Origin of the sequence: Pseudomonas sp. BTN1 (assembly GCF_001907715.1) — a bacterium.
Classification (GTDB): Bacteria; Pseudomonadota; Gammaproteobacteria; order Pseudomonadales; family Pseudomonadaceae; genus Aquipseudomonas; species Aquipseudomonas paracarnis.
The window spans coordinates 144,174-167,377 of sequence record NZ_MPBM01000019.1 but is presented as its reverse complement, the minus strand read 5'-3'; the positions used below and the strand labels follow the sequence as shown (position 1 = coordinate 167,377).

The window sequence follows — 23,204 nt, the reverse complement described above, 5'->3', positions numbered from 1 at the left end:
TTATTTCCAACGATGGACCTGCTTATGAATGCGCTGACTCTGCCGGATATCGCCGCGCAGGCTTCACGCCAAGCCTTGCCACTCGACTGGGTGGGGATGCGCGGCATCGCCTTGCCAATCCTGATTGACGGTCAACACCTGACCGCCACCGCTGATGCGGGCGTAAGCCTGGACGACGGCACGGCCCGTGGCATTCATATGTCACGCCTGTACCTGGCTCTGGAAATGCTCGATCAACAGCCGCTGACATCTGCACTGCTGCGTAATGTACTGCAGCGTTTTCTCGACACACATGAAGGTTTATCTAAGAACGCTTACCTGCGCATCCACACCCAGCTGCTGCTTAAACGCCCTGCCCTGGTCAGCCCATTAGCCGGCTGGAAAACCTACCCCGTGAGCATCGAAGCGCGCCTGGAAAACCAGATGTTCCACGTGGAACTAAAAATTGACGTTACTTATTCCTCAACCTGCCCTTGCTCCGCCGCCCTCGCCAGGCAGTTGATCCAGCAGCAATTTGTGGATGATTTCGCCAATACGCCGTTACAGCATGAAGCGGTGCTGGCCTGGCTCGGCACTGCCGACGGCATCGTCGCCACACCCCATAGCCAGCGCAGCAGCGCGCAGTTGCACGTTCAGTTGCAAGGTACTGACCTGCCGATAGTCGGCTTGATCAACGCTGCCGAAGCCGCGCTCGGCACCGCCGTACAAACCGCGGTGAAACGCGCAGACGAACAAGCCTTCGCCCTGGCCAACGGGCAGAACCTGATGTTCTGCGAAGACGCCGCTCGCCGCCTGAACCTCGCCTTGAAACGCTCGGATGCCATCAAAGCCTTCCACCTCAAAGTGATCCACGCCGAAAGCCTGCACGCGCACGATGCCGTGGCTGAAAGCCGCTGGACGAGAGACTTTGCATGATCACCTGTAACTCTTTGCGCTGGGGTGCCCCCGGGCAACCGCTCACCCCGGCACTGGATTTGACCCTGGAAAAAGGCAGCCTCACCGGCATCATCGGCGCCAATGGCACAGGCAAAAGCAGCCTGCTCAAGGTTATTGCCGGCCTGCAAAAACCGCTGGCGGGAAAGGTCATTGTGGATGTTCCACGCCGTGGCGGCCTGGCCTTCTTGCCCCAGCAGCAACACTTGGACCGCCAGTTCCCCATCAGCCTGCAAGAGCTGGTCGCTGCCGGTTTCTGGGGCATCCAACACACCGCGCAACAACGCAGCCAACGCCTGCAAGCGGTACTCGAAGACTGGTGCCTGACTGGCTTGGAACACCGACCGTTGATGGCATTGTCCGGCGGCGAATTGCAGCGCGCCCTGCTGGCACGCATGAGCCTGGCCGACGCACCCGTCCTGCTGCTCGACGAACCTCACGCAGCTCTCGACGAGGATGGCCAGGCGCTGTGCTGGAAACACATCCACGCCTGGCACAACGAAGGCCGCACCCTGGTGATCGTCTGCCATGACCTGGCCTCCGTGCGTCACCACACCCAGCACGTACTGCAGATCAAAAACACCGGCTGCGTATTCGGCCCCAGCAAAGAGCTGATCCGCCCGCAACCGCAGATGCAGGTGGCCTGAATGCACTTCACTGCCCACTTATGGATGCCGTTTCATGAGTTCGTCTTTATGCGCCGCGCACTCCTCGGCGGTTTGGTACTGGCTTGCAGCACCGCGCCGCTAGGAGTGTTTCTGATCCTGCGGCGCATGAGCCTGATCGGTGATGCGGTGGCCCACGGCATCCTGCCCGGTGCCGCCCTGGGTTTCTGGTTCGCCGGCCTGAGCCTGCCCGCGCTGACCCTCGGTGGCCTGGGTGCAGGCCTGAGCATGGCCGGCCTGGCCGCGTGGATCACCCGCCGCACCGGGTTGCGCGAAGACGCCAGCCTCGCCGCCATCTACCCCATCTCTTTGGCCGCCGGGGTGCTGATCCTGGGCCTTGCCGGCAAGCGCCTGGACCTGCTGCACCTGCTGTTCGGCTCCGCCCTGGCCGTGGATCAAACCACCCTGACCGGCATGCTCTGGGTCTCGGGTTTCAGCCTGATCGCCATGGCGCTGATCTACAGACCGCTGTTGCTGGACACCCTCGACCCGCTGTTCCTGCAAACCGTCAGCCGCCTCGGCCCCCTCGCCCATGGCGTGTTCCTGACCCTGGTGGTGCTGAACCTGGTGATCGGTTTCCAGGCCATCGGCGCGTTGATGGTGGTTGGCTTGATGATGTTGCCGGCCATCGCCTCACGCTTCTGGAGTCGACGCCTGCCAGTACTGATCGCGGTATCGGCACTGCTGGGCTGCCTGTCGGTGTGGTTGGGTCTGCTGCTGTCGTTCTACTACTCACTGCCCAGCGGCCCGGCCATCGTGCTGGTGGCGGGCGCTGGGTATTTGTTGTCCGTGGTGTTCGGTCCGGTGCACGGTTTGTTGCGCCGCCCGCCTTTGCTCACATCCCAATGAGGTGTTCCGATGCGCGCTCTACTCGTGCTGTTCAGTCTGCTGCTGCCGCTTTCGATGGCCCACGCCGCCGACAAACTCCAAGTAGTCACCAGCTTCAGTATTCTCAATGACATCACCCACCAGATCGGTGGCGAGCATATCCAGATCAGCAACATGGTCGGCCCGGACGCCGACGCCCATACCTATGAACCCACGCCGGATGACGCCAAGGCATTGCTCAAGGCCAAGGTCATCATCAAGAACGGCCTGGGTTTCGAGCCGTGGCTGGACCGCCTGGTTACCAGCACCGAAACCAAGGCAACGGTGGTCACCGCCAGCAAAGGCGTGATTTCCCACACCATGGACGAGGATGGCGAAACCATTCCCGACCCGCACGCCTGGCACAACCTGGCCAACGCCGAGATCTATGTGAGCAACATCACCAAGGCCCTGGTGGCCGCCGACCCCGCCAACAAGACCGCCTACCTGCGCAACAGCCAGGCCTACCTCAAACAAATCCATAGCCTGCTGGACGAGGCCAAGGCCAAGTTCGGCGCCCTGCCACCGGGTAACCGCCGCATCGTCACCTCCCATGACGCCTTCGGCTACCTGGGCCAGGCCTATGGCATCCAGTTCCTCGCGCCCCAGGGCTTGTCCACTGAACGTGACCCTTCGGCCGCTGAAGTTGCCGCACTGATCACCCAGATTCGCAAGGACAAGGTCAAAGCCGTGTTCATGGAAAACATCAAAGACTCGCGCCTGCTCAAGCAGATCGCTGACGAAAGCGGCGCACAGATCGGCGGCACGCTGTACTCCGACGCCCTCGCCGCAGAAGGCCCGGCCAGCACCTTTATCGGGCTGTTCGAATACAACCTCAACACCCTGTGCGCCGCACTGAGCCAGCCATGATCCGCAAAAATCCTTCCGGCGACCTGCCGGTGATTGCCGAATCGGCCTACGTCGACAAGACCGCGATCATCTGCGGCAAAGTCATCATCGGCGAGAACGTGTTCGTCGGCCCTTACGCCGTGATCCGCGCCGACGAAGTGGATGCCAGCGGCGCCATGGACCCGATCACCATCGGCGCCAACTCCAACATCCAGGACGGCGTGGTCATCCACTCCAAATCCGGCGCAGCAGTGACCATCGGCGAATTCACCTCCATCGCCCACCGTTCCATCGTCCACGGCCCCTGCACGGTGGGCGACCGCGTGTTTATTGGCTTCAACAGTGTGCTGTTCAATTGCGCCGTCGGCGATGGGTGCGTGGTGCGCCACAACTCGGTGGTCGACGGCCGCGACCTGCCCGCCGCTTTCTACGTGCCCTCCACCACGCGTATCGGCCCCAACACCGACTTGTCCCAATTCCCACCGGTGAGTGTCAGCGCCTCGGAGTTTTCCGAAGACGTGGCACGCACTAACGTCGACCTGGTGCGCGGCTACAAAGCCCTGCAAAACGAGTTCTGAACCATGAGCCGCCTGCTGATCCGCAACGCCCGCCTGGTCAACGAGGGCCAGGTATTCGACGCCGACGTACTGATCGCCAATGGTCGTATCGAGAAGATTGCCGCCAGCATTCAAGGCGATAACGAACCGGTGGAAATCGATGCCAACGGCCAGTGGCTACTGCCAGGGATGATCGACGACCAGGTGCATTTTCGCGAACCCGGCGCGCCGGAAAAAGGCAGCTTCTACAGCGAATCCCGCGCGGCGGTGGCCGGTGGTATCACCAGCTTCATGGACATGCCCAACACCCAACCGGCCACCCTGAACCTGGAAGCCCTTGCCGATAAAAAGCGCCGTGCCGCACTGCATTCAGTGGCCAACTACGGCTTTCATTTCGGCGTGAGCAACGACAACCTCGACATCGTCGCGGCCCTCGCTCCTCGTGAAGTGGCTGGAGTCAAAGTGTTCATGGGCGCATCCACCGGCAATATGCTGGTGGACGACCCACGCGTTCTGGAGCGCCTGTTTGCCGAGGTGCCGACCATCCTGCTCGCTCACTGCGAACACACGCCCAGCATCCTGGCCAACGAGCAACGCCTGCGCGAACGCTTCGGCGAGCATATTCCCGCAGTCGCCCACCCGCTGATCCGCGATGCCGAGGCCTGTTATCGCTCGTCATCGTTTGCCGTGGAATTGGCCAAACGCCATGGCACGCGCCTGCATGTGTTGCACCTGACCACCGCGCGGGAACTGGCGTTGTTCGAAGACAAGCCCCTGGCCGACAAGCACATCACCGCCGAGGTCTGCCTGCACCACCTGCTGTTCGATGACCGCGATTACCACCACCTCGGCCACCAGATCAAATGCAACCCGGCGATCAAGACCCGCGCCGACCGCGACGCGCTGCGCCTGGCATTATTGAGTGATCGTCTGGATGTGATTGGCACCGACCATGCGCCGCATACCTGGGCACAAAAACAGTTGGGCTATCGGCAAGCGCCCTCGGGCTTGCCTCTGGTGCAGCATGCCCTGCCGGCGTTACTGGAGTTGGTGGCCGACGGGCATTTGCCCTTGACCACTCTGGTAGCCAAGACCAGCCACCGCGTGGCCGACCTGTTTGCCATCGCTGATCGCGGCTACGTGCGCGAAGGCTACTGGGCCGACCTGGTACTGATCAAACCGGAGCCTGCCGGCAAGCCGGTCAACAGCCAGCCTATTCTCGCCCGCTGCGGCTGGACACCCTTTGCAGAACGCAGCTTTCGCCACAGCGTGAGTACCACACTGGTCAGCGGCCACCTGGCCTGGCAAAACGGCCAGGTGGTCAACAGTTGCCAGGGCTTGCCCCTGCAGTTTGGGCGTTAGGCGCGGGGTTTGACCGAACCGCAATCGTTGCCCAGCCACTGAGCGTGGCTGTCCAGGCTACCCTTCTGCTGGATCCCGGTGGCATTGAAGGTACCGTTGACGCTGGTGGTGAATTCTTTCTGGCTCTGAAACGTTGCCACCCCAGTGCCCTGGGCTTTCGGGCAACTGAAGCGGAACTTCCACTGGTTGCCGCTCTTGTCGGTGACTTCCTGTTTGCAGCCCGATTGAGGGTCGGTCAAGGGGATCGAATCGGAGGCCACCTGAGCCGGGGTCAGGCACACCTGTACGCCTTTACCGGCCATGTTGATGCCTTGTTTTTCGAGCATGGCGCGCTGTTCAGGGGTCATCTGTTGCTTGAGTTGACCGAGGATCAGCGACAAGTCCGGCAGGTCCTGGTTATCGACTTTCATATTGCTGGTGGTCAATTCCCACAAGCCCGGCGCCAGCATCTGCGCCTGTGCCGCCACAGGCAGCGACAAACCAACAACCATGGCCAAACCAAGCAGACGAGCATTCATCGGGTAACTCCTGGGTAATTGTGGGCGTTAGACGTCGCAAAGCAGCCAGTGTTGCATGGCAAATAAAATAGCGACATTCACAGCCGTTCATGGTCTGTTACGCACTGGACTGCCTGGAGTTACGTCGTTCATGGATTTCTTTGGCCCGCACCTGCTCGCCTATGTCATTGCCACGCTGCACTTTCTTGGAACGCTCGCCGCGATCCACGCAGTACTGACCGTGCGCACCGCACAAGGCTCGATTGCCTGGGCGTTGTCACTGATGTTCATGCCCTACCTGACGCTGATCCCCTACCTGATTTTTGGCCGCAGCACCTTCGACGCGTACATCCAGGCCCGTCGCCAGGCCAACCAGGAAATGCACACGGCCATCACCGAATTGAACTGGCGCCCCTGGGTGGAGGAAGCGCTCGCGGCGCGCAATTCCAGCGCCTATGCCTCCTTGCGCGCCATGCCCAAGCTGGGCCGCATGCCGTGCCTGGCCAACAACGAAGTGCGCCTGTTGATCAATGGCGATGCCACGTTCGGCGCGATCTTCGAGGCTATCCGTAACGCAAAGACCGCCGTGCTGTTCCAGTTTTTCATCATTCACGATGACGAACTGGGCCGTCAATTGCAGGCCCTGTTGAGGGAAAAAGCCGCTCAGGGCGTGGCCATTTATGTGCTGTACGACCGCATCGGCAGTCACGCCCTGCCCCATCGTTATGTGCAAGCGCTGCGTGACGCTGGCGTGCAGGTCAAGGCATTCGCCACCCGCAGTGGCTGGCTCAATCGCTTCCAGGTCAACTTCCGTAACCATCGCAAGATCGTCGTGGTGGACGGCATCACCGGTTTTGTCGGCGGGCATAACGTAGGCGATGAATACCTGGGTAAAAAACCGCCGCTGGCGCCATGGCGCGATACCCATGTGCAGGTCGCAGGCCCAGTGGTGGCATGCCTGCAGGAGTCGTTTGCCGAGGACTGGTTCTGGGCCGCACGGGAACTGCCGCCGCTGATCCTGCCGGACGCCTACCCGGAAGACGGCGTGCTCTGCCAGTTGCTTGCCAGTGGGCCAGCGGACCCTTATGAAACCTGCTCGCTGTTTTTCGTCGAGGCCATCCATGCCGCGACCAAGCGGGTGTGGATCACCAGCCCCTATTTCATCCCCGACGAGGCGGTGTTTGCCGCCCTGCGCCTGGCGGTATTGCGCGGAGTCGATGTGCGCCTGCTGCTGCCGTCACGGCCCGACCACCGCATCGTATATGCCGCATCCAGCCTGTACGCCAACGAAGCGGTGCGAGCAGGCGTGCGAGTGTTTCGCTACACACCGGGCTTTTTGCATCAGAAGGTGGTGTTGGTAGACAGCGAAATCAGCGCCATTGGCAGCGCCAACATGGACAACCGTTCGTTCCGGCTGAATTTTGAAGTGATGCTGCTGACGGTGGATGAAGCCTTCGCCAGCCAGGTTGAACAAATGTTGCTGGATGACTTTGCCCTGGCCCATGAAGTCAGCCAGGAAGAAAGCCGCGAGACCCGTCGCCTGCAACAACTGGGGATGCGCATTGCACGCCTGATCTCACCCATCCTCTAACCGCCAATACAAAACCAATGTGGGAGCTGGCTTGCCTGCGATAGCGGTGTGTCAGTCGACTCATCCGGTCCTGATACAACGCTATCGCAGGCAAGCCAGCTCCCACAGTTTTGAGCTTCAGTGCCTGGTGGTCAGCGGTAGAGATCTTCCCGCGTCCACGGCAGTTCATGCCCGCCATCAGCATGGGGTTTCACTGCCAGTATCTGGTGCAGGTTGATCCAGCCACGGGCAAATGCATAAGCGCAACCGGCCAGGTACAGCCGCCAGATGCGTAGCGCCTGCTCTGGCACCATTTTCGCCGCTGCTTCCAGGTTGTCTTCCAGGCGTTCGCTCCAATGGTCCAATGTGCGGGCGTAATGCATACGCAGGCTTTCGACATCGACCACTTCCAGCCCTGCTTCGCTGATCTCGGCGGTCATCATGGCCAGGTGCGGCAGTTCACCATTAGGGAACACGTAGCGCTCGATAAACTCACCGGCTCCACGGCCTACGGGGCGGCCGTCGGTGTGCTTGGCGGTGATGCCATGGTTCATCACCAGGCCGCCTTCACGCACTGCGCCGAACAGGGTCCGGCAGTATTGCGCCAGGTTGGCGTGGCCGACGTGTTCGAACATGCCCACGCTTACGACTTTGTCGAAACGGCCGTCCTGGGGCAGGTCGCGGTAGTCGAGTAATTGCAGGTCGACCTGGTCTTCCAGGCCTTCGGCTTTCACCCGCTCCTTGGCCAGCGCCAGTTGTTCCTTGCTCAAGGTGATGCCGAACACCTTGACCCCGAACTCACGTGCGGCATAACGCGCCAGCCCGCCCCAGCCGCAGCCCACATCGAGCAGATACTCACCCGGCTGCAGCCGCAACTTGCGGCACAGGTGGCGGAATTTGTCTTGTTGGGCCTGATCGATCGACTCGCTGCCGGTTTCGAAATAACCGCAGGAGTAGGCCATGTCCTGGTCCAGCCATAGCTGGTAGAACTCGTTGGACAGGTCGTAATGGTAGGAAATGGCCGCCGCGTCGGTGGCCTTATCGTGAATCGAGCGCACCGGACGACTCTCCTCGTCGTCATCGACCAAAGCGTGACTCAACTCGTCACATACCCTGATCACTTCGGTGATGGAGCCTTCCAGCTCCAGCTTGCCCTCGACGAAGGCTTCGCCCAGTGAGTCGAGTGTTGGATGGGTCAGCCTGGATACAACCGTGGGGTCCTTGACCACGATGGTGACACTGGGCTCAGGGCCCAAGTTGAATTCATGGCCGTCCCAGAGTCGAAGACGCAGCGGTAGCTGAAGATTCTGTAAGGCCGGTGGAAGTTGCGCGAGCATGAGTAGTCCCCCCTTGTTTCAGACGTCTGCTGTGAGGGTAGACCATGCCAAACAAAGTAGGAAGCTATCGAATGAATAGCTCCCCTTCTATGGCGCTCGGCGCTCGAGCAAACCTTCCTGGACCCACTGTTTCAGCCAAGTGGCCGCTTGCAGCGACGCCCCCTCTGAATAAGTGACCGTCAGCTCAGTACACAGTTCTGAAAAATTCCAGCCCATGGTCACCATGCCCGACAGCGCACAGGCTTCAGCGGCTTCCAGGCTGCGGTAGTGGCAGCGGTTCTGGTTGCGCCACACCAGGCAGATCTGCGCCGGTTCCAGCGCCTGGCTGCCGGGGAAATCCGACTCATCCTTGCTGGCTCGCCAGATCGCCACCGTGTTGAAACGGCAAAGCAGCTGCTGCACCGAAGGCGCCAGCGCAACCTGCAAGGTGGGCCAGTCTTCAGGCGCCAGGTGCGCCATGTCATTCAAGGTCAGCGGCTCCCCTTCGGCGGCGTCAAACGCCAAGGTGAACGCCCACTCCAGACGTGCCAACTCAGCCAAAGGCGCACTGTGCGCAGCCATCAGATGCTCAACGATAAACATCGCAAAGCGCTCGCCCAACCAGCGCACGCTGTAATGGGCCGAGGGATAACGGCGGATGTAGGCCTCGGTCAGCGAGCAAAACTGCTCATCTCCCAGCCAATACCAGATGGCACCGAAATCATGGCGCAGTACCTCTTGCAGACGCGACAGGTAAGCGTTGTGGTAAATCGCCAGGCCGGTGTCTACATCCAATGTCGGCCCTCCCAGCAAGGTGGCGGCAAAGCCACTGTTGGCCGGGGGCGCTTCGGATAATAGATGCTGTTCAAACGCCAACTGCCAGTCGATCAGGCGCATAACGCTCTCCGGGCCAAGGCGCTGGCACCCAACTCACGGGCTTTGTTCAACTCGGTGAGTAATTCTTCGAAGGGTGGAAAATGGTCATCGCGTTCCAGTAACGTCGACACGGGGCCCAGATGTTCGAGAGTCTGCTGATACAGCGCCCACACCGGGTCGCACACTGGATGGTCATGGGTATCGACCACATAGTCGCCATAGTCCATATGCCCTGCCAAATGCAGCTGGCGAATGCTTTCGGGTGGCAGGTTGCGAATGAAGGTCCAGGCATCAAAACCATGGTTACGTGCGCTGACGTAGACATTGTTGACGTCCAGCAGCAACTGGCATCCGCTCAGGTGGGCCAAGGCGTTGAGGAACTCCCACTCGGTGAATTCATCCGCCTTGGAACGCACGTAGCTGGAGACATTTTCCAGTACCAGCGGTCGCTGCAACACGTCCTGCACCTGACGTACACGGCCGGCCACGTGGTAAAGGCTTTCTTCGGTGTAAGGCAGGGGTAACAAATCATGTAACTGGTGCGCGCTGCCACGGCTCCAGCACAGGTGATCGGAGATCCATGCCGGCTGAATGCGCTCTGCGAGCTGTTTGATGTGATTCAGGTAATCCATATCGAGGGCATGTGGCCCGCCGATGGACAACGACACACCGTGCATCACCAAGGGGTAACGCTCGGCTATCGCATCCAGGTAGTACAAGGCCTTGCCGCCCTGCACCAGGTAGTTCTCGGAGATCACTTCGAACCAATCCACGGCCGGCGACTGTTCAAGGATCTGGTGGTAGTACTCACTGCGTAAACCCAGGCCGTAACCCAGACTTGGAAGGGACGCGGACATGACTCACTCCAGGGCAAAGTGTCCGCAGCGGTGGCAGGCAGCCGCCGCGGTTGCACTCGTTTGCCGGTTACTCGCCGACTGTACCGCCAGCGGCGTCGCAGGCCGATTTGGTCATGGCCTTGAAGCCCATCCCTTTACACTCGCCCTGGCCCTTGCACGCGTGGTCCTTGGTTTTGCAGTCGTTCATGCCTTTGCAGGAGGTCACGCCGTAGCAGTGAACGGTGGCGTCTGCCGCTTGTACCTGGGTGGCCACACCCGCGAACAGAGAAGCAGCGGCCATTGCGAGGGCGGCACCAGCAGCAGCGGATTTAATGCTCATTGTTGTATTCCTCATGATCAGTAGTGGAGCCGATCTGAACGGATTGTTCAGTCTCGACACAGCACTAGAGTGAGGCCCCCTGTCGGCGTTACAGCCGTGTGCAAATATTTGTGAAATTATTCGTCGAGCTTCAACAGCGGCTCCTGGAAGCGCAGTAAACGCCCGGCGTTCCCCAATACCAACAAGGTGCTGAGGTTATGCAGCACCGCCGCGATCATCGCGCCCGCCGCCCCCAGCCAGCCAAATGCGGCGAACACCACGATGGCCAGTGTCCAGCCCAAGCCAATGATCACATTGACCTGCAACGTCTGCCGGCACTGGCGACTCAAGCGCACACAGGTGCCCAAGCGGCGCAAGTCGCTGCCGATCAGCACCACGTCCGCCGAGGCCAGGGCGATGTCGGCACCGCCCGCGCCCATGGCCACGCCGACCACGCCGGCCTTGAGCGCCAAGGAATCGTTGATGCCATCGCCCACCACCATTGGCCTGAAGCCACTGCTGATTTCGCCCAGCACGCGGTTGAGCTTGTCTTCCGGCAGCGCTTGGGCTTCGACATCACTGATGCCCACGTCCAGCGCCAGGCTGTCGGCCACGCTTTGGCGGTCGCCGGTCAGCAGCAGTTGGCGGCCCAGGCCCAAGTCACGCAGCTCTTGCAGGGCCTGGCGCGCTTCGGGTTTGACGCTGTCGGCCAACAGCAGCCAGGCGAGGAACTCGCCGTTCAACGCCAGCCCGGCAATCGGGCCATCATGGGCGGGCACGGCGGTGGTGACGATGCCCAACTGTTCAAACAACTCCGGCCGTCCCAGCGCCGCTTCGCCCTGCTCGGTCTGGGCGACCACGCCCAGGCCCTGACGCTCGCGGATGTCGCTAAGCACCCGCATCTGCTCCTGGCTCGCCAACCCCGCCAACGCTCGGCTGACCGGATGACTGCTTGCCGAACCAAGGCTGGCCGCCAGGTTCAGCAGCTTTTGGCGATCCGGCGCGGTAGTCTCGATGGACTGCAAGCGCAGGGTGCCAAAGGTCAGGGTGCCGGTCTTGTCGACCACCAGTGATGTCAGGTCGGCCAGTTCTTCGAGGAACGCCGAGCTGCGAATCAGGATGCCATGGCGCGCCGCCACGGCAATCCCGGCAATCGCCGTGGCCGGTGCCGACAGCACCAAGGCACAGGGGCACGCAGCCACGAGCACCGCGAGCATCGCCTGGGCGTCATTGGTGACAAACCAGGTGACGGCCGCCAGCAGCAACACCAGCACCATGTAGCTGCCGGCATAGCGCTCCAGCAGCCGGGTGATCGGCGGCTTGGACCGCTCGGCGTTCTGCATCAGCGCAATGACTTTGCCCAACGTCGATTCGTTGCCGGTACGCGTGACCTCAAGGCGCAGCAGGCCATCGAGGTTGATCGCCCCACCAAACACCTGCACGCCCACGCTGGCTTCCAACGGCACCGACTCGCCGGTGATCGGCGCCGTGTCCAGGCTCGCTTGGCCGGACAACACCACGCCATCGGCCGGCACGCGGTCACCGGCACGCACTTCGACGATATCGCCGGTGTTCAAGGTGCCGTTATCCACTTCGGTGATGCTGCCGTCCGCCTGCACCAGGCGTGCATGGCTGCGGGTGAGTTTGCCCAGGGCATGGATCGCTTCCTGGGAGCCAATCACGCTGCGCTCTTCCAGCACATGGCCGAAGATCATGATGATCGGCAGCAACGCGGCGGTGAGCAGATCACCGGTGGCCCAGGCGCCGAGCATGGCCAGGGCGATCAATTGATCGGTGATGCCGTGCAGGCTTGGAAAGCGCAGGCTGTACCAGGCTGAACGCATCACCGGCACCGCCACCAACAGCGAAGCCACGCCCAGCAGCAGCTGGCTGACGCCGCTCTGGTCCGGCGCGAGCCAGCGCCACACCAGGCCCAGCACGAGCAAGCCCAGGGCGAGCATCGCCAAGGTCAATTGCCGGGCAGCGCTGCGCTGTTCGGCAGAGGTCAGCATGGGTGCGCTCATTGTTCGGCTCCCTGGATGATCAAGCGGGAGTCGTCTTTGGGATCGACAGTGGTCACTGAACCGGCCTGGCCGAGAATCTTCGGCAAGCGTTCACGGTACAGGCGCAACAGCAAACCGGGATCTTTGACCTGGGCCAGGCTGGCAACGGTAGCGGTCTGCGCCTGGGCATTGGCCAAGCGCTCACTGGCCTGGGCATGGGCGACTTGCACCTGGCGATCAGCTTCCTGGTTGGCGGTCTGGGTGAGTTTTTCCGCTTCAGTGCGGGCGTTGGCCACGGCTTTATCAGCCTGCTGGCTAGCGGTCAGTACCGCGTTAAATGCATTCACCGCAGGCCCAGGCAGGCTCGATTGCACATCGACGCGGGTGGCTTCGATACCCAGCCCCAAGCCGCTGGCCGCCAACTCCGCCAGGCGTTTGTTGATGCCTTGCACCAGGTCGCCGCGCAGCCGCTCACGCCGTTCGGCGGCGCCATTGTCGCTGCCGATCAGTTCCGGGCGGGCTACCAGGATGGTGTCCAGATCCCGCGCAGCGGTGAGGGCCACGGCGCTGCGTGTCACCAGTCTGTCCAGGGCAGGCAGCACGTGGTCGCCCTGCAACACAAAGGCGTAGGGCTCGGTCACCTTGTAGAACACCCGCACGTCCAGTTGAACCACCCCGGCATCACCGGTCAGCAGGTAGCCGGAACCGGCCAGGGCATCGCTCAACGGCGTGGCGAAACTGGCCACGCGATCCGCCTGCAACGCCGCATCGGAACGCAGCAGGTTTTCCACCCGGCGTTCGATCACCCGGTCGGCCGCTGGCAGCAGGACGACTTGTTCGAAAGGCTGCGGCCAGGCCAGCAACAACCCGGCGTTCTGAATGCGATCAAGGGCGCCGAAGTGCAAGACCACGGCGCGATTCTGCGGGTCGATCTGGCGCACATTGGAAAAGGCCCAGGCCAACGCCGCCAATACGGTGACCGCGTACAGTGCCAGGAACGTCAGGCGCCCGGCCTGGATCCACGGGCTGTCCGGGCTTTCAGGCTCGCTCATGGCTGCAGGTCCTTCGGCCCATCCACCAGGGCGCGGAACGGCGCAGCGTCGGTGCGCAGGATGATCTTGGTCCCCGGCGTGACCACTGTGCCCAAGGTATCCAGCGAACGCAGCAGGTTGTACAGCTGCGGATTGCCAGCGTAGGCGCGGCCATAAATCTGCGCGGCTTCAACCCGCGACTGCGCTTCGATATCGGCGGCTTTCACGGTGGCATCGGCCTGCATGATGCGCGCATCTCGCTCGGCAGCGGAGCGGATCTGCGCCGCTTCGCGCTTACCCACGGCGGTGCGTTCGGTGGCGATGGTTTCACGCTCAGCGCGCATGCGGTCAACCGTGGCGGTGAGGGTCACCGATGGCAACGTCAAACGCTCGATACCGACCTGCGCCACGCGCACGCCGTAGGTGGTGAGTAATTGTTGGTCAATCTGCTGGCGCAACTGCGCTTCAAAATCGGCGATGCGCACTTGGCTGGCGTCGGTATTGATCAAGCTGGACAGGTCAAAACTGGCCGCCGTGGTTTCCAACGCCGAGCCGACGAAGGTACGAATCTGCCGCGCCGCCTCATCCGGCTGATTCTGCACCGCACGCATAAAACGCTGCACGTTGTCGGCATCGCCCTGCACCTGCCACGCCACATAGGCCTGCACAATAATCCGCAAGCCATCGCGGGTGCCCACATCCTGCAGGCCGCTGGAGGTGGTGCGCAGACGCAGGTCCACCGGGATCGCCGCTTCGAACGGTGCCGGCCAGCGCCAGCCCAGGCCCGGCTCCAGCAGCACGCGCGCCGGGTTGCCGAAGCGGGTGATCACCGTGGCCTCACCGGAACGCACTTGCACCAGGCTTGCCGCTGCCATGGCAAACAGCACCAGCAACACCGCCCACGCCATGCGACGCCAGGGAAAAGGCCCGGCCGCCTGCTCATCGCCGTGATGGTGATGGTGGTGGCCGTGATGGTGGTGATGACCGTGATCATGATCGTGGGAATGAGCGCTCAACAGACAGACTCCTTATTGAACGGCTTTGCGCGGCGCCGACGGGTCGGCGGGCAAGGTAAAAGAACGCAGATCGATCGTCGGCGCACTGTCGGCACCCAAACGATGATCCAGAATAAGCAGCTTGGCCTGGGCCAGGCCCTGGCTCAGTTGGCCCAGGTACTGTTCCAGCACGAAGGCTTGGCCCGCAGCGGCGTAGGCCTTTTGTTCGGCGGCAAAGCGCAGGTTCGCGGCTTGGGCGCCGGCATTCACTTCGCGGGCACTGGCCTGGGCCTGATCGCGGGCGGTACTGGCTTGAAGCAGCGCCTGGTTGGTCTGTTCGCTGGCGGCACCGCGTTCACGGGCGATCAGCGCCTGGGCGCCGATCTGCGCGGCCTGTACACCGTGATAAGCATTGGCGGCACCGGCCGGCGGATGGATCGCCTCGACTACCGTGGCGAGAATTTCCACACCGCTGTCGAGTGTTTGCAGGTCGGCTTGCACGCTGCGACCAATCTCGTCCGCGAGGCTGGTGCGCTCTTCCCCGAGTAGTTCATCCAGGGTGCGCGAGGCAAAATCGTGCACCAGGATGCGGCTGGCGGTGCTGCGGATCAGGGTCGGGATATCCGCGCTGTTGTAGGTGGCGGCAAGCGCGGCCTGATCGGTGAGGCCGATGCGGTAGACAAAACGCACGTCCATATTGACGATCTGGAAGCCCTGCTTGTCGCCGCTGCTGCTGGCAATAACCTGGGATTTGTCATTCACATGGCTGGCGTCCCACAGGCGGTTGGCGATCAATGGCGCCGGGCCTTCGGCGGCGGCCAGCTGCGGTGTGGCGGCGTCACTGACGCTGGTCGCCAGCTCATGCACCACGCCGTTTTCCACGTTCAGCACGCGGCCCAACGGCCACGGCAAACCGGCATGCAGGCCGGGGCCGAACACCTCGACCGGTTTACCAAAACGCTCGTAAATCCCACGGCCTTGCAGGGGCACTTCATGCACACCGGTCAGCGCCCAACCTACCGCCAGCACCACCAGCAACACAGGGAAAAACGCCCGGCGCATGTAGGTAAAGGCCCAGATCTGGCGCAGGTCGATGCCAAAGCGGTTGTGCAATTCATGTTGCAACGCCAGCAAGGGCTGAGGCGGCCAACGCAGCAGGCCGGCAATGAAACTCTGCGCCATCAAGCGCGGTTCGAGGCGCGGCTGGCGCGGGCTGAACAGCGAGAGAACGCCCCGGAGCAGGAACTCCAGCGCCACCAGCGCCGGCAACAGGCCGACGAGTGTCGCCAGGCGCAGCGGCCAGACCGACTCCGCATTGGCAAACAGCAGGCAGATCGCGCTGAGCACCAGACAGATAATTGCCATCCGGCTCAACTGCGCCAACTGTGAGGCTTCCGGCCATTGGGCAGCGGTTTCCTGGGCCAGGCGGCGTTCGAATACCAGCAGGCCAAACGCCAGGGCCAAAGCGAGCGCTGCGCCAATACTTGCCGATTGCCCGATGGCAGCAGCGGGCAACCCCAGGTTCCAGAACTGCAGGATGCTGACCAGCGCCAGCAACGACCAGCCGCCCAACCACAGCACCGGTGCGCCAATCTGCGCCAACAGGCCGTTGCCGAACCGGTTGATCAGGCCCTTATGCCAGGGTGTGGTCTCGATGGATTGTTCGACCGCTTCACCGCTCGGCGCTTCCAGCACCTGGGCACGCCAATCGGCCACCCACCAGGCCGACTGCAAACCGGCCACCAGCAGCAGCAAGGCCGACGCGCAGTTGATCAATACCACCGGCCAGATCGACAGCGGGGCAAACAACGCTACGAACAGCGCCAATATCCAACCACTGAGAGCCAGGGTTGTCAGGCCTATACCGGCCTGGCGCAATCGACGGGCGTGGAACAGCCCCTGCTGAAAACGCGCGAGGCCTTCAACCGAAGCCCCGTCAGCCTCTAGATCCACTTGCATCTGCTCAACGCCCACTTGCACACAATTCGTTACGATATAACACGAAGCGTGAAATTTTTGTTCGCTTTTGAATTCACCCTGAATCCCTCGTGGGAGGGGGCTTGCCCCCGATAGCAGTGTGTCAACCGACTGATTAGTTACTGGTACACCGCAATCGGGGGCAAGCCCCCTCCCACATTTGTTCTCATGGTGTTCTTCTGATTGTGACTAACCCCCTATAAACACGAGCCATCACTGGTGTCGGCTGCGATTAGTCGGCACACTCCAAAACAGTTTTTCGCGGGTTCACGGACAAGGAAGCGCCACCCCCCATGATTTCCATCTACCAACTCAAATCGCGTTTTCAAAACCTGCTGCGGCCTCTCGTGCAGCGCCTTTATGACAACGGCACCACCGCCAACCAGATCACCGTGCTGGCCGGGGTTGTTTCCCTGCTGGTGGGGCTGTTGATCGCGGGCTTTGCCCAACACCTCTGGCTGTTTGCACTGATCCCGCTGTGGATGATTGTGCGCATGGCGCTCAATGCCATCGATGGCATGCTCGCCCGGGAGTTCGGCCAGCAGTCACGCCTCGGGGCTTACCTCAATGAATTGTGCGACGTGATCGCCGATAGCGCGCTGATCCTGCCCTTTGCATTGATCCCCGATGTGAGCCTGGCACCGGTGCTGCTGGTGACGCTGCTGGCGGTATTCAGCGAATACGCCGGGGTGCTGGGGCCGATGGTGGGCGCGTCGCGCCGTTATGACGGGCCCATGGGCAAGAGTGATCGGGCGTTCGTACTCGGGGTGCTGGCCACGGGCGTGGCGCTGGGCTGGCTCGGCGCCGGTTGGGTGGAGGCGGTGATGTGGCTGGTCGCCGCCCTGCTCGCCTATACCTTGGTCAACCGGGTGCGTCAGGGCCTCAAAGAACAACAATCTCTCCCTTCTGCATAAGGATTTTGCGATGCGCGAACAGCAAGAGCACACCTTCAGTACCCATGATGGCGTCGAGCTTTTCTACCGGCACTGGCCGGCCACGGCAGGCGCCGGGCCGCGCAAGGCGATCCTGTTGTTCCATCGCGGCCATGAGCATTCGGGGCGTATTGCCCACCTGGTGGATGAACTGGGCCTGCCTGAATTCGACTTCTTCGCCTGGGACGCCCGTGGCCACGGCCAATCCCCAGGCGAGCGCGGCGACAGCCCCAGCTTTGCCACCAGCGCCCGCGACGTGCAGACGTTCTGTGATCACATCAATGCCACCTACAGCATCGAAGAGGAAGACATCGCCGTCATCGCCCAAAGCGTCGGCGCGGTGATTGCGGCCACCTGGGTTCATGATTACGCGCCAAAAATCCGCGCCCTGGTGCTCGCCTCGCCAGCCTTCAAGGTCAAGCTGTATGTGCCCCTCGCCCGCCCGGGCCTGGCACTGATGCGCAAGTTTCGCGGCAACTTTTTCGTCAACAGTTACGTCAAGGCCAAGTTCCTCAGCCATGATCCGGAACGGGTGGCGTCCTACGACAGCGACCCCTTGATCACCAAGGCCATCTCGGTGAATGTGCTGCTGGGCCTGTACGAAGCCGCCGACCGGGTTGTAGCCGATGCCCAGGCGATCCAAGTGCCGACCCAGCTGCTTATCTCCGGCTCCGATTTTGTGGTGCACCGCAAACCCCAGCAGCAGTTCTTCGACCGCCTCGGCAGCCTGAAAAAAGAGCTGCATATCCTCCCCGGCTTTTTCCACGACACCCTCGGCGAACGTGATCGCGCCGTGGCTGTGACCAGCGCCAAGCGCTTTATCTTGCAGAACTTCGCCCACCCGCTGGACCGCGCTTCTCTACTGGACGCCGACAAACTTGGCGCCACGTGCGCCGAATCCGAATCCCTCGCCGCGCCGCTGCCACGCAACTCCCTGCGCGACCTGTACTGGCGCATGACCCGCGCCAGCATGGGCCTGGGCAAGAACCTTTCGGATGGGGTGAAGCTGGGCTTCGACACCGGCTTCGATTCCGGCAGCACCCTGGACTACGTGTATCGCAATAAGCCTACCGGCAAGGGCGGGCTGGGGCGGATGATCGATACCAACTACCTCAATTCCATCGGCTGGCGCGGTATTCGCCAGCGCAAGCTTAATGTCGAGGAACTGCTGCGCCTGGCCATGGCCAAGCTGCGTGATGACCAACGCGAAGTGCGCATTGTCGACATCGCCGCCGGCCACGGCCGCTACATCCTGGAAGCCTTGCAAGGCGTATCGCCGCTGCCGGAATCGATCCTGCTGCGCGACTACAGCGACATCAACGTGCGCGACGGTGGCGCGCTGATTCGCGAGAAGGGCCTGGGGGACATCGCCCAGTTCGTCAAAGGCGATGCGTTCGACCGCGCTGACCTGGCTGCCCTGGCCCCTAAGCCGACGCTGGCCGTGGTATCCGGCCTGTACGAATTGTTCGCCGATAACGCCATGGTCGGCGGCTCGCTGGCGGGCTTGGCCGAAGCCGTGGAGCCAGGTGGTTACCTGGTCTACACCGGGCAGCCGTGGCACCCGCAGTTGGAGCTAATTGCCCGTGCGCTCACCAGCCACCGTCAGGGCCAGGCCTGGGTGATGCGCCGGCGCAGCCAGGCGGAAATGGACCAACTCGTCGAAGCGGCGGGCTTTCGCAAGATCACCCAGCGCGTGGATGAGTGGGGCATTTTCACCGTGTCCCTGGCACAGAAGATCTGAACATGCGCGAACCCGGTTTATTGAAACCTGCGGTGCTCTGGCTGCTGCTGTTGGCGCCGCTGTTTTTCAGCACCTATGGCTTTGCCACCTGGGTCACCAGCCAGCGCAGCGACGTCGGCACGCTGGTGTTCGGCTGGGAAAGCCATATGCCGTTCTGGGCCTGGACCATCGTGCCCTACTGGTCCATCGACCTGCTTTACGGCTTCTCCCTGCTGCTGCCCAATACACGGCATGAGTTGAAACAACATGCACTGCGCCTGCTGAGTGCGCAGGTGATTGCCGTGAGTTGCTTCCTGCTCTGGCCTCTGCGCTTCACGTTTGAGCGGCCGGAACTGGACGGTGTGTTCGGCTGGCTGTTCGCCGTGCTGGCCGGTTTCGACAAACCGTTCAACCAGGCGCCTTCACTGCATATCGCGCTGCTGGTGATCCTGTGGGTCATGTATCAGCGGCACACCCAGGGGATTTGGCGCTGGGTGGTGCATGGCTGGTTTGCGCTGATCGGCATCTCGGTGCTGACTACTTATCAACATCACTTTATCGACTTACCCACAGGCGCCCTCGCGGGGTGGTTGTGCGTGTGGTTATGGCCGGTGGAACACCCGAGCCCATTGTTGAGTGCCCGGTTAACGCGCGATACCCAACGCTGGCGCCTGGCTGTTCGCTATGGGCTGGGTGCGATAGTACTGCTGACGCTGGGTTTGGTACTTCGCGGCGGCTGGCTGTGGTTGCTGTGGCCAGCGGTTTCCCTCGGCTTGATCAGCGCCAACTACCTGGTGATCGGCGCGCCGGGCTTTCAAAAACGTACAAATGGCCGCCTGACGCCTGCCGCTCGCTGGCTGTATGCGCCTTACTTGGCAGGGGCGTGGACCAATTCGCGGCTGTGGACACGCAAACATCCACAGCCGGATCTGATTGTGGATAACGTCTGGCTGGGGCGTGTTCCTACAACCTCTGAGCAAGGCCCGTTCAAAGCCATTGTCGATCTGTGTGCCGAACTGCCGATTAATCCACAGGGCCGTGCTTATGCCTGCGTGCCGGTACTGGACCTGATCACCCCGACAGCCGACGAATGCCTGAAGGCCGCGCACGCCATTGAACGTCTGCGAACGAGTGGCCCCTTGCTGGTGTGCTGCGCCCTCGGTTATTCCCGTAGCGCCACTGCCGTCGCCGCCTGGCTGCTGACCACCGGGCGCGCCGCAACGGTTGACCAAGCACTGGCTATTATTCGTACAGCACGGGCCACTGTGGTCCTGCACCCCGCACACCGTAAAGCGTTGGAGGGTTTGCATTATGCCCGCTGATATGGAACTCCAGGTAGTCGCCAGCCTGCTACGTCGTGGCCGTTCCCTGGATCAGTTATCCACAGGCCTGACGTTGCTCGGCGTACTGTTCGGCCTTGCCCAACTGTTGTTGGCCAGTATTTCGACGACCTGCCTGCTGCTGGCCCTGTGGATGATCGTGCTGGGCCTGCTGGAAAAATACTGGGCGCTACGGGTGGCCTTTGACGCCGATCTGTTCGCCTTGCTGGCCCGCGACGTTACCCGCACGCCAGACCTTGACCAATCCTTGCAAACCCTTGGCCTGCAATTGCCCAAGCGAGCCGGTCGGCCATGGAGCGAACGCCGGCGCGGCGCTCTCAAACTGTTGCGTAAACAAGCCTGGCTACTGGGCGCGCAAGCGCTGCTGACCCTGGGCGTCATCCTTGCCAGCCCTTGGCTGCCTTTTGCCGGATAAGGAATCCTCATGTTCGAACCCGTGGTCGCCACGCTGATTACCTCCATGGCCCGCACCGTCACCGGCGCTCGCAGCCTGTGGCTGGGGTGCGCGCCAGTGCCGGTGCAGCGCATCTATTTCGCCAACCACAGCAGCCACGGTGACTTCGTGCTGGTGTGGGCGTCACTGCCGCAGAACCTGCGCAAGTTCACACGCCCGGTGGCCGGCAGCGATTACTGGAACAAGAGCGCGTTGCGCCGCTACATCATCAACCGCGTATTCAATGGCGTGCTGATCGACCGCGAGCGCAAAGAGCCTGTGGATAACCCACTGATGCCCATGCTCGCGGCCCTGGAAGGCGGCGATTCGTTGATCATCTTTCCCGAAGGCACGCGCAATCTGGAGGATGGCTTGCTGCCGTTCAAAAGCGGCTTGTACCACTTGGCAAAGAGTTACCCACAGGCCGAATTGGTCCCTGTGTGGATAGCCAACTTGAACCGGGTCATGCCCAAGGGTCGCGTATTGCCATTGCCGTTGTTATGCACCACCAGCTTCGGTGCCCCCCTGCAATTGGAAGAAGGCGAAGACAAAGCCGCCTTCCTCGCCCGCACTCGCGACGCCCTGCTCGCCCTTGCCCCGGAGCATTCCTGAGATGGATAGCCAAACCCTGATGTTATTTGGCGGCATCGGCGCGATCCTGGTCATCGCCTCGCTGATCGGCCTGATCCTCAAGCTGCGCACCCGTGGCAGCCCCAACGCAGTTATCGACAACCTCAACGCCCGCATCAACGCCTGGTGGGTGATGGTGGTGGTCATCGGCATCGCCTTCTGGCTCGGCACCGGCGCGGTGATCCTGCTGTTCTACGCGGTGTCGTTCTACGCCCTGCGCGAATTTCTCACCCTCACGCCCACCCGGCGCAGCGACTACCCGGCCCTCGTGGCCGCGTTCTACCTCGCCCTGCCGCTGCAATACCTGCTGATCTACGCCGACTGGTATGGACTGTTCTCGATCTTCATCCCGGTGTACGTGTTCCTGCTGCTGCCGATCCTCGCCTCCCTGGGCGGCGACAGTACGCACTTTCTGGAACGGGCATCGAAGGTGCAATGGGGGTTGATGATCGCCGTGTTCTGCGTGTCTTTCGTCCCGGCGCTGCTGACATTGGACATACCGGGTTACGAAGGCCGTAACCTGCTGCTGATCGCCTATCTGGTGATCGTGGTGCAACTGTCGGACGTGCTGCAGTACGTGTGCGGCAAGCTGTTCGGCAAACACAAGATCGCGCCCAACCTGTCGCCGTCGAAAACCGTGGAAGGTTTTGTCGGCGGGATCCTGTTGTCGTCGCTGATCGGCGCAGCGCTGTGGTGGACCACACCGTTCAATCCCTGGCAATCATTCCTGATCGCGCTGCTGATCAACCTGCTGGGGTTTGCGGGAGGGATTGTGATGTCGGCGATCAAGCGTGACCGCGGGGTGAAAGACTGGGGCCACATGATCGAAGGGCACGGCGGGATGCTGGATCGGCTGGATTCGGTGTGCTTTGCGGCGCCGATCTTCTTTCATCTCGTGCGCTACTGGTGGACCTGAACCACCCCTTTCTCAAACCCGATGGAGATCAAATGTGGGAGCTGGCTTGCCTGCGAAGGCGGTGGTGCAGTAACAGATGCAGCGACTGACACGCAGCCCTCGCAGGCAAGCCAGCTCCCACAGGGGATATGCGCCTACCTGTAGGTTTTATGGTGCTTTCAATACCTCTAGCCAGTGATCTCGATATAGCTAGACTCTCCGCCTCCGGTCGCACCCGATAGCCAGCCCCAAACGAAACTCAGGGTAGTGCGCCCGGCGTGATCAACACCTACCGTGCCTCGTGACCACCCTGCGAGCAGCTCCCCGTCCAGGGTGACGCACTGATAAAGCAGCTCGATAGTATCTGGGCCGGTCACCCGCCCGACCTGCGTTCCCAGGCGAATTCGGCCACCTTGGTAAGTGCTCGAAATCACCCCGCCTTCGACTTCGTAATGAAACACGGTGCCGGTACCGGACAACCCTTGGGCGTTGTTGGCGACCACGAACCGGCGATTGTGCAAACGTGCGTGGACGGTAGCAGGAGGGTTTTGCATCAATACGCATCCTTGAATTGAGCGAATTCAAAACACAAAAAAGGGGC

23 protein-coding genes are annotated in these 23,204 nt (G+C 61.8%); 13 read left to right on the top strand and 10 right to left on the bottom strand.

Features of this window, described 5'->3' with window-relative positions:
• Nucleotides 1-24: 24 nt before the first annotated feature.
• The 6 genes from folE2 to BMH52_RS08405 are packed head-to-tail and all read left to right on the top strand — an operon-like array spanning nucleotide 25 to nucleotide 5,233.
• Nucleotides 25-915, top strand: a complete 891-nt coding sequence (gene folE2 / locus BMH52_RS08430) for a GTP cyclohydrolase FolE2 (protein ID WP_020302044.1) — start codon at nucleotides 25-27, stop codon at nucleotides 913-915.
• On the top strand, nucleotides 912-1,580 hold the full coding sequence (locus BMH52_RS08425) for a metal ABC transporter ATP-binding protein (RefSeq protein ID WP_019818162.1): 669 nt from the start codon (nucleotides 912-914) through the stop codon (nucleotides 1,578-1,580). Before folE2 ends, BMH52_RS08425 begins: the two co-directional genes overlap by 4 nt.
• Nucleotides 1,581-2,447, top strand: coding sequence for a metal ABC transporter permease (locus BMH52_RS08420; protein ID WP_014720565.1), 867 nt, complete (start codon nucleotides 1,581-1,583; stop codon nucleotides 2,445-2,447). It abuts the gene before it with no gap.
• Between the two features lie 9 nt (nucleotides 2,448-2,456).
• Entirely contained in the window at nucleotides 2,457-3,335 is an 879-nt protein-coding gene (locus BMH52_RS08415; RefSeq protein ID WP_014720566.1) for a metal ABC transporter substrate-binding protein, read from the top strand.
• Complete coding sequence (locus tag BMH52_RS08410; protein WP_005792581.1) at nucleotides 3,332-3,892, top strand: DapH/DapD/GlmU-related protein; 561 nt, start codon at nucleotides 3,332-3,334, stop codon at nucleotides 3,890-3,892. Before BMH52_RS08415 ends, BMH52_RS08410 begins: the two co-directional genes overlap by 4 nt.
• A 3-nt stretch (nucleotides 3,893-3,895) precedes the next feature.
• A complete protein-coding gene (locus BMH52_RS08405) occupies nucleotides 3,896-5,233 on the top strand; it encodes a dihydroorotase (protein ID WP_073843368.1) in 1,338 nt (445 codons plus the stop codon).
• Here BMH52_RS08405 and BMH52_RS08400 read toward each other — a convergent pair.
• A complete protein-coding gene (locus BMH52_RS08400; RefSeq protein ID WP_014720569.1) occupies nucleotides 5,230-5,751 on the bottom strand; it encodes a DUF3617 domain-containing protein in 522 nt (173 codons plus the stop codon). The two genes, BMH52_RS08405 and BMH52_RS08400, sit on opposite strands and share 4 nt — an antisense overlap.
• Nucleotides 5,752-5,881: 130 nt before the next feature.
• On the opposite strand from BMH52_RS08400, the gene cls reads away from it, so the two are divergent.
• A complete protein-coding gene (gene cls, locus BMH52_RS08395; RefSeq protein ID WP_014720570.1) occupies nucleotides 5,882-7,321 on the top strand; it encodes a cardiolipin synthase in 1,440 nt (479 codons plus the stop codon).
• Nucleotides 7,322-7,452: 131 nt separating this feature from the next.
• Here the strand turns inward: cls and cfaB are convergent, their stop codons facing one another.
• From cfaB to hflK (BMH52_RS08355), 8 genes are all read right to left on the bottom strand, one after another.
• Nucleotides 7,453-8,637 carry a C17 cyclopropane fatty acid synthase CfaB gene (gene cfaB, locus BMH52_RS08390; RefSeq protein ID WP_014720571.1) on the bottom strand — a complete coding sequence of 395 codons (1,185 nt, stop codon included), beginning with the start codon at nucleotides 8,635-8,637 and terminating at the stop codon, nucleotides 7,453-7,455.
• A gap of 87 nt (nucleotides 8,638-8,724) precedes the next feature.
• On the bottom strand, nucleotides 8,725-9,513 hold the full coding sequence (locus tag BMH52_RS08385; RefSeq protein ID WP_014720572.1) for a DNA-binding domain-containing protein: 789 nt from the start codon (nucleotides 9,511-9,513) through the stop codon (nucleotides 8,725-8,727).
• Nucleotides 9,504-10,349 carry a DUF692 domain-containing protein gene (locus tag BMH52_RS08380; protein ID WP_014720573.1) on the bottom strand — a complete coding sequence of 282 codons (846 nt, stop codon included), beginning with the start codon at nucleotides 10,347-10,349 and terminating at the stop codon, nucleotides 9,504-9,506. Before BMH52_RS08380 ends, BMH52_RS08385 begins: the two co-directional genes overlap by 10 nt.
• Nucleotides 10,350-10,416: 67 nt before the next feature.
• Complete coding sequence (locus tag BMH52_RS08375; protein ID WP_020302041.1) at nucleotides 10,417-10,668, bottom strand: hypothetical protein; 252 nt, start codon at nucleotides 10,666-10,668, stop codon at nucleotides 10,417-10,419.
• Nucleotides 10,669-10,784: 116 nt separating this feature from the next.
• Nucleotides 10,785-12,671 carry a cation-translocating P-type ATPase gene (locus BMH52_RS08370; protein ID WP_032901860.1) on the bottom strand — a complete coding sequence of 629 codons (1,887 nt, stop codon included), beginning with the start codon at nucleotides 12,669-12,671 and terminating at the stop codon, nucleotides 10,785-10,787.
• Nucleotides 12,668-13,702 (bottom strand): protease modulator HflK, encoded by a 1,035-nt coding sequence (gene hflK / locus BMH52_RS08365; protein ID WP_003195796.1) that lies wholly within the window; start codon nucleotides 13,700-13,702, stop codon nucleotides 12,668-12,670. The genes BMH52_RS08370 and hflK (BMH52_RS08365) overlap by 4 nt, the downstream gene beginning before the upstream one ends.
• Nucleotides 13,699-14,700 carry a protease modulator HflC gene (hflC, locus tag BMH52_RS08360; RefSeq protein WP_177345081.1) on the bottom strand — a complete coding sequence of 334 codons (1,002 nt, stop codon included), beginning with the start codon at nucleotides 14,698-14,700 and terminating at the stop codon, nucleotides 13,699-13,701. The genes hflK (BMH52_RS08365) and hflC overlap by 4 nt, the downstream gene beginning before the upstream one ends.
• A gap of 9 nt (nucleotides 14,701-14,709) precedes the next feature.
• Nucleotides 14,710-16,635: a protease modulator HflK gene (hflK, locus tag BMH52_RS08355; RefSeq protein ID WP_073843365.1), complete on the bottom strand. Its 1,926-nt coding sequence runs from the start codon at nucleotides 16,633-16,635 to the stop codon at nucleotides 14,710-14,712.
• Between the two features lie 311 nt (nucleotides 16,636-16,946).
• Here hflK (BMH52_RS08355) and BMH52_RS08350 point away from each other — a divergent pair, with 311 nt between their 5' ends.
• From BMH52_RS08350 to BMH52_RS08325, 6 genes are read left to right on the top strand one after another with little or no spacing between them, the layout of a single operon-like run.
• Nucleotides 16,947-17,567: a CDP-alcohol phosphatidyltransferase family protein gene (locus BMH52_RS08350; protein WP_073843363.1), complete on the top strand. Its 621-nt coding sequence runs from the start codon at nucleotides 16,947-16,949 to the stop codon at nucleotides 17,565-17,567.
• 10 nt (nucleotides 17,568-17,577) lie between these two features.
• Nucleotides 17,578-19,326 carry a bifunctional alpha/beta hydrolase/class I SAM-dependent methyltransferase gene (locus BMH52_RS08345; protein ID WP_038452043.1) on the top strand — a complete coding sequence of 583 codons (1,749 nt, stop codon included), beginning with the start codon at nucleotides 17,578-17,580 and terminating at the stop codon, nucleotides 19,324-19,326.
• A gap of 2 nt (nucleotides 19,327-19,328) precedes the next feature.
• Complete coding sequence (locus BMH52_RS08340) at nucleotides 19,329-20,627, top strand: phosphatase PAP2/dual specificity phosphatase family protein (protein ID WP_072435290.1); 1,299 nt, start codon at nucleotides 19,329-19,331, stop codon at nucleotides 20,625-20,627.
• Nucleotides 20,617-21,060 (top strand): hypothetical protein, encoded by a 444-nt coding sequence (locus tag BMH52_RS08335; RefSeq protein ID WP_072435291.1) that lies wholly within the window; start codon nucleotides 20,617-20,619, stop codon nucleotides 21,058-21,060. Before BMH52_RS08340 ends, BMH52_RS08335 begins: the two co-directional genes overlap by 11 nt.
• 9 nt (nucleotides 21,061-21,069) lie before the next feature.
• Complete coding sequence (locus BMH52_RS08330) at nucleotides 21,070-21,690, top strand: 1-acyl-sn-glycerol-3-phosphate acyltransferase (RefSeq protein ID WP_032901856.1); 621 nt, start codon at nucleotides 21,070-21,072, stop codon at nucleotides 21,688-21,690.
• Nucleotide 21,691: 1 nt separating this feature from the next.
• Nucleotides 21,692-22,624 carry a phosphatidate cytidylyltransferase gene (locus BMH52_RS08325; protein ID WP_014720583.1) on the top strand — a complete coding sequence of 311 codons (933 nt, stop codon included), beginning with the start codon at nucleotides 21,692-21,694 and terminating at the stop codon, nucleotides 22,622-22,624.
• 167 nt (nucleotides 22,625-22,791) lie between these two features.
• On the opposite strand, the gene BMH52_RS08320 is transcribed toward BMH52_RS08325, so the two are convergent.
• On the bottom strand, nucleotides 22,792-23,157 hold the full coding sequence (locus BMH52_RS08320; protein WP_014720584.1) for a hypothetical protein: 366 nt from the start codon (nucleotides 23,155-23,157) through the stop codon (nucleotides 22,792-22,794).
• Nucleotides 23,158-23,204 lie beyond the last annotated feature (47 nt).